Source organism: Porphyromonas vaginalis (assembly GCF_958301595.1).
Classification (GTDB): Bacteria; Bacteroidota; Bacteroidia; order Bacteroidales; family Porphyromonadaceae; genus Porphyromonas; species Porphyromonas vaginalis.
The window spans coordinates 724218-739504 of the sequence record NZ_CATQJU010000001.1 but is presented as its reverse complement, the minus strand read 5'-3'; the positions used below and the strand labels follow the sequence as shown (position 1 = coordinate 739504).

Below are 15287 nucleotides of genomic sequence, written 5' to 3'. Positions count from 1 at the left end.
AGCGAGACGCAAGTCACAGGGGTAGGGGATGCACTCGATGCTCTTCCTACCATCTGCGCCTTGCGTCCGATTGTTTTAGAGTGAAAACTCTTCGCCAGTCTTAGCGTGATTACTTATTGACCTCAGCCATGTGAGCGATGAGGCAGAGTATCTTGTTAGAGTAGCCCCACTCATTGTCATACCAAGCGACGACCTTGACAAAGGTATCAGTCAGAGCGATACCAGCCTTAGCGTCAAAAATAGAGGTGTGTGGATCGCTCACGAAGTCCTGGCTTACAACCTGCTCGTCACAGTACTCCATGATCCCCTTGAGATTGGTCTCAGAGGCCTTCTTCATAGCAGCACAGATCTCGTCGTAGCTAGCACCACGCTTGAGCTGTACTGTCAGGTCTACGACAGATACGTCCATCGTAGGTACGCGGAAGGACATACCCGTGAGCTTACCATTGAGCTCGGGGATCACCTTGCCGACAGCCTTAGCAGCACCTGTCGAGGAGGGGATGATGTTGCCGATAGCCGAGCGACCGCCACGCCAGTCCTTGAGTGAGGGACCATCGACCGTCTTCTGCGTAGCCGTAGCAGCGTGTACGGTAGTCATGAGCCCCTGCTCTACGCCGAAGTTGTCGTTGAGCACCTTTACAAGCGGAGCGAGACAGTTGGTCGTGCAAGAAGCGTTAGAGACGAACTGTGTACCAGGGACATACTTCTCAAGGTTGACACCTGTGACGAACATAGGTGTATCATCCTTAGAGGGAGCCGACATGACGACATACTTAGCACCAGCCTCGATGTGTCCCTGTGAGAGCTCCTTGGTGAGGAAGCGTCCTGTACTCTCTACGACATACTCTACGCCAGCAGCGCCCCAGTTGATCAGGCGTGGCTCCTTCTCGGCTGTCACACGGATCTTGCGACCGTTGACTACGAGCATGCCATCCTGTACGTCGACTGTGCCGTCGAAGCGTCCATGTACAGAGTCATACTTGAGCATATATGCCATATACTCGACATCGATGAGGTCGTTGATTGCTACTACCTCGAGATCATCACGCTTCATCGAAGCGCGGAAGACTAGTCGACCGATACGACCAAAACCATTGATACCTACTTTTGTCATGAGAGTTATATTGTATTTTTAATGTGTATGCAAAGCGTTTGCACAAAGGCGGAAAGCTCCCCTAGGAGGGAACACTCCTATTACTCGTACAAAGTTAAGCATTAAATGATTGCGGTGCAACCTTTCGCCATCGCTGAGCTTGTACCACGCCCCATACAGACAGCACAAAAGGAGCCGTCAGCGGGATCAAACCTGCATAGAGAGCGAGTAGCTCTAGGAGTACAGAGAGCACTACGGAGACGACTGCGTAGAGCAAGTGTCGCTCGCTCGTACTGGCCCAATAGATGGCACAGAGCACGGCGTTGTAGCCTAGCAAGCCTTCGCGCCATACAGTCTCCGGTACAAAGGGGATCGCAAGCATCGGAATGAGGACTCCCAGCAAGGTGTAGAGAGCTTTGCGACGTGACTCCCAGACGATAGCCAGGAAGAAGAGGATGCCGGTCAAGACATTCGCCTGAAACATCACCTGCCCGACACTATCCCCAAGTGCTACCCCGAGCATCCGCCACTGTGACTGCCCCTCCTCTAGCTGCGCCACAGAGTCGAGGAGTCCTACCCCTTGCGGAGCTAGCATGCTCACGAGGAGTAGCACCCACACAGCGATGATAAAAGGTGCTGTCAGCCCGGGTAGCTGAGCATGCCGGCGGAAGGCTCGCGCCAACCATGTGGAGAGAGCAGCTCCGACCACCAGCAGAAGGATCGAGAGCCAACTGATCTCCCAGTAGACTCCTATGGCGATACCCACCAAGGTGCCGTTGAAGCCGTAGAGGCCATCGGCTATCTCCGACTTCGTGTCTCGCCAGAGCGAAGCGACCGCCCTAGAGACCAAACAGCCCAGGAGAGCTAAGAGTGCGAGCTGCCAAGAGTTGCAGAAGAGTCCTACCAAGATCAAGGTGCCTGACAAAGCACTTTGCAAGAGAAACACTTGACTGAACCCCAGTAAGAGAACCTTTATCTCCTGAAAGATCGTCTGTATGCAACCTCCTCGGTGAGGAGCGGTAGAGCTTTTCGTCATAGTCAGTCGTAGTTATTCGAAGCGAAGTGCCGTCGTCGGTGAGATCCGCTGGATGATGCGTGCTGGGAGGAGTAAGAGCAGGAGACAGAGCAAGAGCGTTGCCACGTTGACCACGATCCACGCCACAGGGCGGATGCGCATCGCAACGTGCGAGATGTAGTAGACATTTGGGTCGAGCGTGAGCCATTGCCACTGGTACTGGCTCCAGATGATGACGCCCGCCAGGAGGTTGCCCCAGAGCATCCCCCAGGCGATGATGCGCAGAGCAATCGCCAAGCTCATCGTCGTGAGCGATCGGTAGGTCATGCCGAGTGCCTTGAGCAAGCCGATGGTCTGCGTCAGGTCTAGGATAATGATCAGGAGCGCGTTGATCATTGTAAAGGCTGCCACCAGAGCCATCAGCACCAGTAATATCTGCACATTCGGACGTAGCGAGTCGATCCACTGGTAGACCCCACCATTGATCTGAGAGCCAGTGTAGATTCCTAAGGTCTCATGTGTGACGCCTGGCTCCGAGAGCGACTGAATTAACTTGTCTGAGAGCGAGGTCTCCATATCTAGGAGCGAGCGGTCCGTGTTCTTTGCGAGGATCTCAATGCGTGTGTACTGATCTTGTTGCCAGTCCCCTACACGTCCTAGCAGGTCGTTGGTCACATAGGCAAGTGGCTGCGCCGTATTGGTCAGTTCCAGTATCGCTATCAGCGTAAAGGAGCGCACAGAGACCTTGTCACCTAGGAAGTAGAGCACGACCTTGTCACCGATCGTTAGTCCGAGCTTCTGCGCAGAGGCTTTAGGCAGGACGATCGGATTAGCCCCCTCAGCAAGTGTCGTGTCGGACAAGTCGCCCATAGCGCAGAGTGGCTCGAGGAATGTGAAGTCGTCTACCCCCGTGACAGCCACCCCCTGATAGGTACTGTCGGTCTTGATCATGCCGACAGCTGTACGGACGGGGCGCACGGCGGCTATCTCAGGCATCTCGTTCATCCGCTGTGTCATCTGGGGCGTGAGGGTGATCACATTGTCTAGGTCTATCGGCTGCTTGCCATACTCGCAGAGGATCACATCGCCTGTCACGAGCCGCACCGTATCACGGACGCTGTACTGAAAGCCGTCCATGATCGCAATGCCTAGGAGCATGACCGCTAGGCTCAGTGCTATGGCTGGGATCGCAAAGCGCACCAAGGCGTATACCTTGCTGTGATGACGATTATCGCGACTGTATAGCTGGCGAGCCAGCCAGATGGGTAGTCTTAGTCTCATGCTTCCTCTTCGATAGCGGCTAGTTCAAACCAACGCTCAGACGCCTGCTCCATCTCTTGCTGCGCCTGTGCGATATCCTCACCCGCTTTGAGCAGCTCTTCGTTGCTAAGGCTCCCCGAAGACATCCGCTGCTCCAGTTCCGCAATGCGTCTCTCGAGCTGCGGGATCTGCTGCTCCAGCTGCTGAAACTCTTGCTCCTCACGATAGCTGCGTCGCTTCTTTCGATTGCCTTGCCGAGTCGCCTGACTGGCTGCGGGTGCAGCACTTTTGGTCTCCTGTGGCGTAGCCTGCCCAGCAGCTTGCTGCGCTTCGACCTCTTGCTGCAGACGATACTGGGTAAAGTTGCCCGGGAAGTCGCGAATATGCCCTCCCCGCTCGAAAACGAAAAGGTGCTCCACGAGCTTGTCCAGGAAGTAGCGGTCGTGCGTCACAATAATAAGGACACCCTCGAAGGAGCTAAGATAGCTCTCCAGCACGCCCAGCGTTGTTATGTCTAGATCATTCGTCGGCTCATCGAGTATGAGCAGATTAGGGCTAGCCATCAGCACCGTACAGAGATAGAGTCGTCTGAGCTCACCGCCACTGAGCAGCGATACAGGCGTGTAGATACGATCACTGGTGAAGAGAAACCTCTGCAGTAATTGCGTAGCTGAGACCGACTGACCTGTCACAGGATCTGTAATGTGACTGGCTATGTCGGAGATTATGTCGATCACCCGCTTGTCTGGGGCGTAGCTCGGTAACTTCTGCCCGAAGTAACCGACCTGCACCGTCTCGCCGATAAGCACTGACCCGCTGTCAGGCTCTAGCTCGCCGATGATCATCTTAAGCAGAGTCGTCTTGCCACAACCATTGGGCCCGACGATGCCGACACGATCTCTGCGTGAGAAGGTGTAGTCAAAGTCTCGGATGAGTGGCTTCGACTCCTCAAAGCTCTTGGAGACACCCTCCAGCTCAATCACCTGCTTGCCTAGGCGAACGGACGAATGAAGAGGCTCGATGGTCGTCTGCTCACGCAGTATCTGCCGCGCCTGAGAGAGTTCAGACGAGAGCTCTGCAAAGTGCTCCTTGCGGGCGCGCTGCTTACCACCTCGCGCTTGCGGGGTAGCGCGCATCCAGACCAGCTCCTGACGATAGATATTAGCCAGGCGGTCACTCGTCTGCGCCATTTGCTCTAGACGCTCCTGACGTTTGGTGAGGAAGGTCTCATAGTTGCCCTCATAGTTATAAAGCTGCTGCTGATCCATCTCCACGATACGGGTACAGATGTGATCGAGGAAGTAGCGGTCGTGAGTCACCAGTAGGAGCGTGAGCCGTGAGCGCGAAAGGTAACCCTCGAGCCACTCGATCACCTCTAGGTCTAGGTGGTTCGTCGGCTCATCGAGGATCAAGAGATCAGGCTGCTGGAGCAAGACTCCGGCAAGTGCTACCCGCTTGACCTCACCGCCAGAGAGCAGCTCCATAGGACGCTCCACATCAGTGATACGTAGGGCGTGCAGTATGGCTGTCGCCTCCTGTTCATATTGCCACGCGGAGAGACGATCCATATCGGGTAGAAGTCGCTCCTGAGCCTCCGCATCGCCTCGCTCCACGGCACTCTGCCAGGCACCCACGAGATGCGCCGTGGGGTCATGGGGCGAAAAGACCGCATCAATCACCCGCACCCCCTCTGCAAAGCGATGTTGCTGAGAGAGGTAGCCGATGCGTAGCCCATTGCGTCGCGTGATCGTCCCGCTGTCTGGCTCTAGCTCGCCCATGATGATACGTAGTAGCGAGGACTTGCCCGTCCCATTGACCCCAACGAGCCCTACCTTGTCACCCTCTAGGAGCGAGAGCGAGATGTCCGCAAAGAGGACTCTATTGCCGAAACTTAGAGAGACATTATTCAGCTGTAGCATATTGAACTTTCGATTTATAAGATTGCGCTCGGGTGAAAACCTCTGTCACATAGCGCACCGTGTGATCGCCATTAGCACGACCATGCTGCACGAGTGGATGGTTGTAGTACTTCGGCTCGTTCAGGCGAACCATATAGAGCTCCACAGAGCCGTCCCAGCGATCAGGGTCTAAGCCTGCGTCCTCCGCCAGACGACGCGCATCGAGGACATGCGCACTGCCCGAATTGTAAGAGGCGAGGGTAAACTTCATCCGTTGCTCCGGATCAGTGATATGGGCAAAGGCGCGACCGAAGTCTTGCAGCGCCATGCAGGCTATGCGGACGGAGCTCTCGGCATGCTTGAGCTTAGCACGACTGTATCCATAGCGACGCCCCGTAGCGGGCATGATACCCATCAGCCCCGTGGCTCCTCCCATGCCGACGATCTCTGCACGAAACTTGGACTCCTGATAAGCTATCGCCGCTAAGACACACCAGTCCCAACCATACCGCTCACCATACCGCTGAAAGAGGTAGTCCCACTCAGAGATCATACCCTGACGCCTGGGAGACTGTGCTTGTGACTTGTCTGCCAAAGCCTTAGACGTCGAGGTAGATTTTGTCGACACCACTATTACGTCCTCTTCTTCGTCGTCTTCCTCCCCTTCGTAAAGATCGAAGAGCTGCAGCCTGTTTGCTTCCACATTGGGCCATATCGAGTCATCGTCCAGCAGGTACTCCAGCGCATAGAGTGTGCTGTACTGCTCCAGCTCTTCGTAGGCCTCTCCAGCCCCCACCTCCGCAATCGGCACATCGTGCCATTCCGTCTGAGAGCGGGTCTCTACACGATCCGTCTTAGTCTGAGGTGCTCGATAGACCACGGCAAAGTAGTAGACGACACCCACGAGGACCGCCCCCCATAGCGACAGCGTTATGGTGCGTAGGAGCCTCCTCATACGAGTCGGATCACGACGTATCTCATCTCTTCGAGAGCATTTCATGTCGCTAAGGTACGAAATTAGAGATTAGAGGTGAGAGATTAGAGGTTAGAGGTTAGGACTGACGCATTATATACAATGAACTCATCGACCTCTTTATTCTTCATTTGTCGTTACGTGTAGTTCCTGATAGAGCGATTATGATGCGTCACCCCTAGCTTGGAAAATTCGACGCTAGCTCGCTACAATAATTTAGAACCGACTACATATCGAAACGACACCGTGTCGGGGAAAAGTGATTTCCACGTGGAGATTTTGAAATATCCAGGTGGAAAAAGAAAATCCTCCACGTGAGCGCGAAATAAAACTTCGGAAGAATGAAATGAAACTTCGGAGGAATCAAATGAAACTTCGGAGGAATTTTTTGACGCCCACGTGGAGATTTGAGATTTTCCACGTGGATATTCGAGAAAGGAGGGAATCGGACGAATTTCCCCGTAAAGATATGTAAATAGAGACTAGAGGTTAGAAGTTAGAGATTAGAGGGGAGAAGTTAGAAATTAGAGGGCAGGGGTGACACCTTATTATATATAGTGAACTCAACCTCCCTGACGCTTCCCGATTTCCTCCCGAGGAGAGACGTGTAGCCCATTTGACGTGTAGCGAAATGTAGGGACACCCTCCCGCTAAACACTCACCGTTCGTCCCTACACCAGCTACTCGTCCCTTCCTCTTGCTCAACTCGCAATAAAGGTATAACTTCGCAGAAAACATCACTCACACGGCCGAGCCTTCACAGCTTCCCCCACTTCTAATCTCTAGCCTCTGATCTCTAGCTACACTATGAGCAAACATCTACGCATCTGGCTCTTCGTTCTCCTCGGCACGCTCCTCACTTTCACCTCCCTCCTCGCCCAAGGAGTCATCACCATGACCACCTCTCAGAGGGTCGGTGAGGAAATCTATTTGGGCATCAAAGCCAATGGCAACGTCACCATTGAGGGGGCTCAAGAGGCTGGGAAAACGGACAATCTCGATCGCAAGTCCCACAGGATTACTAGCCAAACGATCACCATCCGTGGCGACGTAACAGAGCTTGACTGCTCTTGGAATCAACTGACCAACTTGGACGTCTCGGGCTGTATCGCTTTGACAGAACTTGTGTGCGTTTTCAATCAACTAACGAGCTTGGACGTGTCGGGTTGTACTGCCTTGAAAATGCTTTCCTGCTCCAACAATCAACTGACGAGTTTAGACGTGTCAAGGAGCACCGCCTTGACAACGCTTGACTGCTCCTTCAATCAACTGACGAGCTTGGACGTGTCAAAGAGCACCGCCTTGACAGAGCTTGGGTGCGCCAGCAATCAACTGACGAGCTTGGACGTGTCAAAGAACACCGCCTTGGAAACGCTTTACTGCAACTACAATAAGCTGACTGACTTGAACATATCTGGGTGTGCTAGGTTGGTTGATCTTTATTGCTTCAGTAACAGTATCAATGGCAAGGCTATGACCAAGTTGGTGAATAGTCTTCCCAATCGAAGGAAAAAAAGTAGGGGTGTTTTTTTTGTGATAGATCGCTCCTTTGAGAAAAGGGATAAAAACAGGTGTAGCGCTGCTGACGTAACTACTGCAAGGAAGAAAAACTGGGAAGTTCTATAGTAAGAGCCTTCTGGCTTGGTGAGCTACGTCTAGTCCGACCCGCAAGGGGTCGACCTCCTACCACATTCGCCTATCCATCGGTCGTTCGGGGCCGTAGCCCCTCCGACCGACGGCTACGATGCGTCGGACCTCTAGCGAGGTCCTTTCTTATCAGAGTGATCGGAGGGATTTAGAGGTTAGCGATTGAAGGCTAGAGCGAGACGAGTAACGATGTGTAGGGACGCACGGGAGTGTCTAGCGGGAGGGCGTCCGTTGTGTCAAAGCGAAACAGCGTCGGGGTTTTAACGGGGACGGGGCTGTGTCAAAAGTCTCTCCCCCAGCAGAAAGTAAAAGACAGAGGATCTTGCATCTTTCGGTGTTTATTTTAGAGCTAAACACTTGCTTATCTAGTTAGTTTTTAGTAACTTAGCAGAATAAACGAGAGGTTCCTAACTAATGGAAAAACGACACTTCCGACCCTATATACAGAATCAGATAGTCCTTTTCCCAGAAAGAGTCGACAAGGACATTGCCGAGGATGATCCTGTGCGTTTCATCAGTGCTATTGTGGATGGTTTGGATTTAGAGCCATTCAAAAAACTTTACTACACGATGGGTCGCAGCCCCTATCACCCTAAGATGATGCTCAAGGTGATCATCTACGCCTATATGAACAATGTATACTCCTGCCGTGAGATGGAAAAGCGCCTCCTCAGAGATACGCATTTCATCTGGCTCGCTGGTGGTGAGAAGCCTGACTTCGTCACGATCAATCGCTTTCGCAATCGTGTCAAGCGAGAGATCAATGAGATCTTTACACAACTGGTACTCCTACTAGCAGAGAGAGGTCTGATCTCTTTAGATGTTGAGTATATCGATGGGACAAAGATCGAGTCTAAGGCAAACAAATACACCTTCGTTTGGCGAAAGAACGTAGAGCGCTATCGGTCAAACCTGATGGAGAAGTTGCGTGTCCTACTGCAACAAGTCGATGATGTCATCATCCAGGATCAGCAAGCCAAGCCAGAGGTCGTAGAGTTTACTCCGACTGAGCTGACCTCTATCGTGGAGGAGCTCAAGGAAGCTCTTGACAAGGAACCCGCTCCTGAAACCAAAGAGGCGAAAGCCGAACATAGAAAGCGCAAAAAGCAGATTAAAACCTTAGAGGAGCACCGAGACAAGCTAGCTGAGTACGACCAACGTCTCGACCAACTAGGCAAGCGCAACTCTATGTCTAAGACTGACCCCGATGCGACTTTTATGCGTATGAAAGAAGACGCCAAAGGTAAAGGTCTCGCTAAGCCTGGGTACAACCTACAGATTGCTACAGAAAACCAAATTATCACAGACTATGCTCTCTTTCCCAACCCCTCGGACACCTGTACTCTCATACCATTTGTAGAAAGCTTTCAAGAGCGTTACGATCATCTGCCGACCACGGTTGTAGCTGATGCAGGCTATGGTTCAGAGGAGAACTACCGCTTTATGGACGAGTCTGAAATGGATGCTTACGTCAAGTACAATTACTTTCATCAAGAGCAGCGTCCACGCTACAAAAACAACCCCTTTCTCCCAGAGCATTTATACTACAACGCTCAGGAAAACTATTACGTCTGCCCGATGGGACAGCATCTAGAGTTCCGTGAGACTACGACCACAAAGACCAGCACGGGCTATACTTCAGAGAGCTCTATCTACGAAGCAAAAAACTGTAGAGGTTGCCCATTACGAAGTCAATGCTACAAAGGAAAAGAAGATAGGCGCAAGATCAGCGTGAACCATCGCCTTAACAGCTACAAGCAAAAAGCTCGTACACTGCTCACCTCAGATAAAGGCATCAAGCATCGAAAGCGACGATCTGTGGAACCCGAGTCAGTCTTTGGACAGATGAAAAACAACATGCACTATCGGCGCTTCCGTCACTTCGGTCAAGACAAAGTTCTGATGGACTTTGCCTTTTTCGCCATAGCCTTCAATCTCAAAAAAGTGGCTGCCCAACTCAAGAAAACGCAAGAAAATGACCCTTTACCCTCTCAAGACGCCACTTCGAGAGGCAAAGAGGGCGTTGAGCGCTCCGAGACGATCACTTTTACACACTTCAAGCCCTACTTGTCGAAAAACGTCTTCAGCATCGCTGCTTAACAAAATTCCCAGCCTCCCCCCTCTCTCAAACGACAAATGGACTATTGACACAGCCCCCTACAGCCGTTACACGTCCCGAGCGTCACGATAATGGTTACCCGTCCGATTGCTCTGATAGCTCCGACACCTCCGATAGCTCCGATCTCTTCCCCTCTAATCTCTACTCCCGCTTGTCAGGTCAAAAAGTTTTTGTACCTTTGTCCCCGCTATACCTACTGTGGGTAGCTGTGATGTGCGACTTGGTCGTAGCTGCAGTGTCTTATAGCAGGGTAGCACGAGAATCATATTTGTAAATCAAGAATTAAGTAAACGAGAAGTTAATGCCTACTATCCAACAGTTAGTAAGAAAGGGACGAGAGACCTTTGAGGAAAAAGGTAAGTCTCCAGCCTTGGGTTCATGCCCACAGCGTCGTGGCGTCTGTGTCCGCGTTTACACAACCACCCCTAAGAAGCCTAACTCGGCTATGCGTAAGGTGGCTCGTGTGCGTCTGACCAACGGCAAGGAGGTGAATGCCTACATCCCCGGTGAGGGTCACAACCTTCAGGAGCATAGTATCGTATTGGTGCGTGGCGGTCGTGTCAAGGACCTGCCTGGTGTACGCTACCATATAGTGCGTGGCGCACTCGATACAGCTGGTGTCGATGGCCGTCGCCAGCGTCGCTCTAAGTACGGAGCTAAGCGTCCTAAGGCGAAGTAAACTAGTCGCCTAGATTGAGATGCCGTGGCGAGGTGCTGGATGGCCTACTATCCCCCTCGGCCTGTTACTCCCCTCTAGCGGGTGAGTATACTATAATATAATAGGTACATCAGCGAGTACCTCTCCCCACAGAAAAATCTAACTACACTCCTTGTAGCAGGGTGTCTGAGCTCTCTAGAGAGTCGTACATGTCTAGCGTAGGAGTGCAATCTAAATCTAGTAACCACATTTGTCCCCGTGGTTCTATTTGGATGAGCTAATCCTTGGAGATCAAGGATAGGTTGAGTAAATGCTCCAGAGGGAGCGTTGAAGACAACAGATCATTATGATGGCAACCCAAATAAGACGACGAGACAATAGTATAATATCACGAAACAATGAGAAAGGCTAAGCCTAAGAAGAGGCAGGTACTGCCCGATCCCGTATTTGGAGATCGTCAGGTCACAAAGTTTGTGAACCACCTCATGTATGATGGCAAGAAGAGTCTTGCATATAGCATCTTCTACAGAGCCCTTGATATAGTCAAGGATAAGATGTCGCAAGAGGAGAAGAGCGCCCTAGAGATCTGGAAGGCAGCTCTCGATAATGTAACCCCCCACGTAGAGGTTAAGTCTCGTCGTATCGGAGGAGCAACCTTCCAAGTGCCGACAGAGATACGTCCAGAGCGTAGGGAGTCTATCTCCATGAAGAATCTAATCATCTTCGCCCGTAAGCGTGGTGGTAAGACTATGGCTGACAAGCTCGCAGCAGAGATCATGGATGCCTACAATAGTCAGGGTGGTGCGTTCAAGCGTAAGGAGGACGTACATCGTATGGCTGAGGCTAACCGTGCCTTCGCACACTTCCGCTTCTAACCTACACTAACCATAAAATCTATGTCTGCAATTCATTCTAAGCTCGAGCAAACTCGTAATATCGGCATCATGGCACACATCGATGCTGGTAAGACGACGACCTCTGAGCGTATACTTTTCTACACCGGACTAACACACAAGATCGGAGAGGTACACGATGGTGCCGCTACGATGGACTGGATGGCGCAGGAGCAGGAGCGTGGTATCACGATCACCTCGGCTGCTACTACGACCTTCTGGACCTATGACGATAAGAAGTATAAGATCAATCTGATCGACACTCCGGGACACGTGGACTTTACCGTTGAGGTAGAGCGTTCACTCCGTGTCCTTGATGGTGCCGTGGCTACGTTCTGCGCCGTGGGCGGTGTACAGCCTCAGAGTGAGACTGTATGGCGTCAGGCTGATAAGTACAAGGTGCCACGCATCGCATACATTAATAAGATGGACCGTTCGGGCGCAAACTTCTACGAGGTGCAGCGTCAGATGGTTGACATGCTCGGAGCTAAGGCCTGCCCTATCCAAATCCCAGTAGGGGAGGAGGACTCCTTCAAGGGGGTTGTCGACTTGATAACCATGAAGGCTATCTTCTGGCACGATGAGACTATGGGTGCTGAGTACGAGATCGATGAGATCCCTGACAATCTTCGCGCCGATGCTGAGGAGTGGAGAGATAAGCTCCTAGAGACGCTCGCAGAGACTGACGAGACTCTCATGGAGAAGTACTTTGATGATCCCTCTACGATTACAGAGGATGAGATCCGTACAGCTATCCGCAAGGCTACACTAGCGATGGAGATCTTCCCGATGCTCTGTGGCTCTTCGTTTAAGAATAAGGGCGTACAGACGCTCCTAGATGCTGTCTGTGCTTATCTACCCAGTCCTATGGATACGCCAGAGGTGGTAGGTCATGCACTAGACTCTGACAAGGAGGAGGTGCGTGAGGTCGATCCCGACGCTCCTATGAGTGCACTAGCCTTTAAGATCGCTACCGACCCCTTCGTAGGTCGTCTCTGCTTCTTCCGCGTATATAGTGGTCACATTGACGCTGGTAGCTACGTCTTTAACTCTCGCTCTGGTAAGAAGGAGCGTATCTCACGCCTCTTCCAGATGCACTCTAATCACCAGAACCCGATGGAGACTATCGGTACGGGTGATATCGGTGCTGGTGTAGGCTTTAAGGATATCCGTACGGGTGACACGCTCTGCGATGAGAATGCACCGCTCGTACTGGAGTCTATCGACTTCCCCGATCCTGTGATCGGTATCGCTGTCGAGCCTAAGACGCAGAAGGATATGGATCGTCTTGGTGTCGGTCTTGCTAAGCTCGCTGAGGAGGATCCAACATTTGTCGTTAAGACCAATGAGGAGACGGGTCAGACCGTCATCAGCGGTATGGGTGAGCTGCACCTAGACATCATTATAGACCGTCTGAAGCGCGAGTTCAAGGTTGAGTGTAACCAAGGTCAGCCTCAGGTGGCTTACAAGGAGGCTGTCACTCAGACTGTGGACCTACGCGAGGTATACAAGAAGCAGTCTGGTGGTCGTGGTAAGTTTGCTGATATCATCATCAAGTTTGGTCCAGCCGATGAGGACTTCGATGGAGCTCTACAGTTTGTCGATGAGGTCAAGGGTGGTAATATCCCGAAGGAGTTTATCCCCTCTGTCCAAAAGGGCTTTGAGAAGGCTATGAAGAGTGGTGTCCTCGCCGGCTATCCTCTAGATAGTCTCAAGGTGACACTCGTGGATGGATCTTTCCACCCCGTAGACTCAGATCAGCTCTCCTTTGAGGTAGCCGCTATGATGGCCTTTAAGGAGGCTTCAGAGAAGGCTAGCCCCGTGCTTATGGAGCCTATCATGCAGCTTGAGGTGGTAACGCCTGAGGAGAACATGGGTGACGTGATCGGCGACCTAAACAAGCGTCGTGGTCAGGTCGAGGGCTCAGAGGTCAACCGCTCTGGCGCTCAGGTTATCAAGGCTAAGGTGCCTCTAAGCGAGATGTTTGGCTATGTGACCGCCCTACGTACGATCACGAGTGGTCGTGCCTCTAGTACGATGAGCTTCTCACACTATGCAGAGGTCTCCTCGTCAATAGCTAAGAAGATCCTTGAGGAACTCAATGGTCGCGTTGATTTGATAAAGTAATAATCTCACAATATAGTAATGAGCCAAAAGATCAGAATCAAGCTGAGGTCTTACGACCACATGCTCGTAGACAAGTCTGCCGAGAAGATCGTCACGGCCGTACAGAATACTAATGCGCTGGTCAGTGGTCCTATACCACTGCCCACGCATAAGCGTATTTTTACGGTGAACCGCTCCACCTTCGTCAATAAGAAGAGCCGTGAGCAGTTTGAGCTAAATGCTCACAAGCGTCTGATCGACATCTACAATGCCTCAGCACCTACGATTGATGCGCTGATGAAGCTGGAGATGCCCAGTGGCGTAGACATCGAAATTAAGTATTAACCAGAGTAATCAACTACAGAAATGCCAGGATTATTAGGAAAGAAAATCGGAATGACTTCCGTATTCAGTGCCGAGGGCGTTAATGTGCCATGCACTGTCATCGAAGTAGGTCCTTGTGTAGTGACTCAAGTAAAGACTGCTGACCGCGATGGGTATGAAGCGATCCAGCTGGGCTTTCAGGATGCTAAAGACAAGCATACGACACGCCCACTGCAGGGACACTTCAAGGCAGCTGGAGTAACTAACAAGCGCCACTTGGCCGAGTTCATGGGCTTTGGATCAGATTACAAGCTCGGTGATGAGATCACCGTAGAGCTCTTCAACGACACCCACTATGTGGATGTGCACGGGACGAGCAAGGGTAAGGGATTCCAAGGTGTAGTCAAGCGTCACGGATTCGGCGGTGTCGGTCAGTCGACACACGGTCAGGATGACCGTCTACGTGCACCCGGTGCTGTCGGTGCCTGCTCTTACCCTGCAAAGGTCTTTAAGGGTACACGCATGGCTGGACAGATGGGCAATAAGCGCGTCACGGTACAAAACCTCGAGGTGATCAAAGTAATGCCCGAGCATAATATCCTCGTACTCAAGGGTAGCGTGCCTGGAGCTAAGGGTTCAATCATAGCAATAGAGAAGTAATGGAACTATCAATCTACAATATACAAGGTGAAGATACGGGACGTAAGATAGCCTTGGAGAGCTCCGTCTTTGGCATAGAGCCCAATGATCACGCTATCTATCTAACCGTCAAGCAGTACCGCGCTAATCAGCGTCAGGGTACGCACAAAACCAAGGAGCGTAGTGAGATGAGTGGATCTACACGCAAGCTATTCCGCCAGAAGGGTACGGGTGGCGCACGTCGTGGTGATATCAACTCTAACATCCTACGTGGTGGTGCGCGCGTCTTCGGACCTCGCCCACGTAGCTACAGCTTCAAGCTCAACAAGAAGCTCCGCCAGCTAGCACGTCGCAGTGCCCTCACCTACAAGGCTCAGGACAATCAGATCATGGTACTGGATCAGCTCTCTTTTGAGGCTCCCAAGACCAAGTCTTTTGTGAGCATGGCAAAGGCACTCAACGTAGATGGTCAGAAGACTCTCTACGTGGTCTCACAGATAGAGGATACGGTAGCACTCAGTGCTCGCAACATCCCAGGTGTTAGCATCATACGTGCTCAAGATCTCAATACTTATTGTGTGCTGGATTGTCGCAAGATAGTCTTCACAGAGGATGCTCTAGCACAGGTCAATGAGATGTTTTAAGTCGAAACACACTAGTAG

The 15287-nt window shown here is 51.9% G+C and carries 13 protein-coding genes and 1 pseudogene; 8 read left to right on the top strand and 6 right to left on the bottom strand.

The genetic code is table 11. From position 1 onward, the window contains the following. Positions 1–109: 109 nt before the first annotated feature. The 6 genes and pseudogenes from gap to Q2J34_RS02915 form a co-directional block, all read right to left on the bottom strand. Positions 110–1114: a type I glyceraldehyde-3-phosphate dehydrogenase gene (gap, locus tag Q2J34_RS02935; RefSeq protein ID WP_298888777.1), complete on the bottom strand. Its 1005-nt coding sequence runs from the start codon at positions 1112–1114 to the stop codon at positions 110–112. A 94-nt stretch (positions 1115–1208) separates the two neighbouring features. Continuing rightward, on the bottom strand, positions 1209–2129 hold the full coding sequence (locus Q2J34_RS02930) for an urea transporter (protein ID WP_300969213.1): 921 nt from the start codon (positions 2127–2129) through the stop codon (positions 1209–1211). A gap of 12 nt (positions 2130–2141) precedes the next feature. Then, positions 2142–3389, bottom strand: a complete 1248-nt coding sequence (locus Q2J34_RS02925; RefSeq protein WP_300969212.1) for an ABC transporter permease — start codon at positions 3387–3389, stop codon at positions 2142–2144. Next, a complete protein-coding gene (locus Q2J34_RS09920) occupies positions 3386–3787 on the bottom strand; it encodes a hypothetical protein (protein WP_422764144.1) in 402 nt (133 codons plus the stop codon). The genes Q2J34_RS02925 and Q2J34_RS09920 overlap by 4 nt, the downstream gene beginning before the upstream one ends. 54 nt (positions 3788–3841) lie before the next feature. Then, a pseudogene (locus Q2J34_RS02920) lies at positions 3842–5287 on the bottom strand (ABC-F family ATP-binding cassette domain-containing protein); the annotation flags it as partial. Then, positions 5271–6221, bottom strand: a complete 951-nt coding sequence (locus tag Q2J34_RS02915; RefSeq protein ID WP_300969210.1) for a transglycosylase SLT domain-containing protein — start codon at positions 6219–6221, stop codon at positions 5271–5273. The gene Q2J34_RS02915 and the pseudogene Q2J34_RS02920, both read right to left, overlap by 17 nt. An 825-nt stretch (positions 6222–7046) precedes the next feature. Here Q2J34_RS02915 and Q2J34_RS02910 point away from each other — a divergent pair. From Q2J34_RS02910 to rplD, 8 genes are all read left to right on the top strand, one after another. Continuing rightward, a complete protein-coding gene (locus tag Q2J34_RS02910; RefSeq protein ID WP_298888787.1) occupies positions 7047–7865 on the top strand; it encodes a leucine-rich repeat domain-containing protein in 819 nt (272 codons plus the stop codon). Positions 7866–8300: 435 nt separating this feature from the next. Further along, positions 8301–9986, top strand: coding sequence for an IS1182 family transposase (locus Q2J34_RS02905; RefSeq protein ID WP_300969006.1), 1686 nt, complete (start codon positions 8301–8303; stop codon positions 9984–9986). 320 nt (positions 9987–10306) lie between these two features. After that, positions 10307–10684: a 30S ribosomal protein S12 gene (gene rpsL / locus Q2J34_RS02900; protein ID WP_004331537.1), complete on the top strand. Its 378-nt coding sequence runs from the start codon at positions 10307–10309 to the stop codon at positions 10682–10684. A gap of 377 nt (positions 10685–11061) precedes the next feature. Continuing rightward, entirely contained in the window at positions 11062–11538 is a 477-nt protein-coding gene (gene rpsG / locus Q2J34_RS02895; RefSeq protein ID WP_004331548.1) for a 30S ribosomal protein S7, read from the top strand. 21 nt (positions 11539–11559) lie between these two features. After that, a complete protein-coding gene (fusA, locus tag Q2J34_RS02890; RefSeq protein ID WP_300969209.1) occupies positions 11560–13683 on the top strand; it encodes an elongation factor G in 2124 nt (707 codons plus the stop codon). Between the two features lie 18 nt (positions 13684–13701). After that, positions 13702–14007 (top strand): 30S ribosomal protein S10, encoded by a 306-nt coding sequence (gene rpsJ / locus Q2J34_RS02885; protein WP_004331517.1) that lies wholly within the window; start codon positions 13702–13704, stop codon positions 14005–14007. A 21-nt stretch (positions 14008–14028) separates the two neighbouring features. Further along, positions 14029–14646, top strand: a complete 618-nt coding sequence (gene rplC, locus Q2J34_RS02880; RefSeq protein ID WP_007365559.1) for a 50S ribosomal protein L3 — start codon at positions 14029–14031, stop codon at positions 14644–14646. After that, on the top strand, positions 14646–15269 hold the full coding sequence (gene rplD / locus Q2J34_RS02875) for a 50S ribosomal protein L4 (protein WP_007365605.1): 624 nt from the start codon (positions 14646–14648) through the stop codon (positions 15267–15269). Before rplC ends, rplD begins: the two co-directional genes overlap by 1 nt. The last annotated feature ends 18 nt before the right edge of the window (positions 15270–15287 follow it).

Coding starts and splice junctions, on each gene's coding strand:
- gap (WP_298888777.1), bottom strand. CDS start 1,114: ATGACAAAAGTAGGTATCAATGGTTTTGGTCGTATCGGTCGACTAGTC.
- Q2J34_RS02930 (WP_300969213.1), bottom strand. CDS start 2,129: ATGACGAAAAGCTCTACCGCTCCTCACCGAGGAGGTTGCATACAGACG.
- Q2J34_RS02925 (WP_300969212.1), bottom strand. CDS start 3,389: ATGAGACTAAGACTACCCATCTGGCTGGCTCGCCAGCTATACAGTCGC.
- Q2J34_RS02915 (WP_300969210.1), bottom strand. CDS start 6,221: ATGAGGAGGCTCCTACGCACCATAACGCTGTCGCTATGGGGGGCGGTC.
- Q2J34_RS02910 (WP_298888787.1), top strand. CDS start 7,047: ATGAGCAAACATCTACGCATCTGGCTCTTCGTTCTCCTCGGCACGCTC.
- Q2J34_RS02905 (WP_300969006.1), top strand. CDS start 8,301: ATGGAAAAACGACACTTCCGACCCTATATACAGAATCAGATAGTCCTT.
- rpsL (WP_004331537.1), top strand. CDS start 10,307: ATGCCTACTATCCAACAGTTAGTAAGAAAGGGACGAGAGACCTTTGAG.
- rpsG (WP_004331548.1), top strand. CDS start 11,062: ATGAGAAAGGCTAAGCCTAAGAAGAGGCAGGTACTGCCCGATCCCGTA.
- fusA (WP_300969209.1), top strand. CDS start 11,560: ATGTCTGCAATTCATTCTAAGCTCGAGCAAACTCGTAATATCGGCATC.
- rpsJ (WP_004331517.1), top strand. CDS start 13,702: ATGAGCCAAAAGATCAGAATCAAGCTGAGGTCTTACGACCACATGCTC.
- rplC (WP_007365559.1), top strand. CDS start 14,029: ATGCCAGGATTATTAGGAAAGAAAATCGGAATGACTTCCGTATTCAGT.
- rplD (WP_007365605.1), top strand. CDS start 14,646: ATGGAACTATCAATCTACAATATACAAGGTGAAGATACGGGACGTAAG.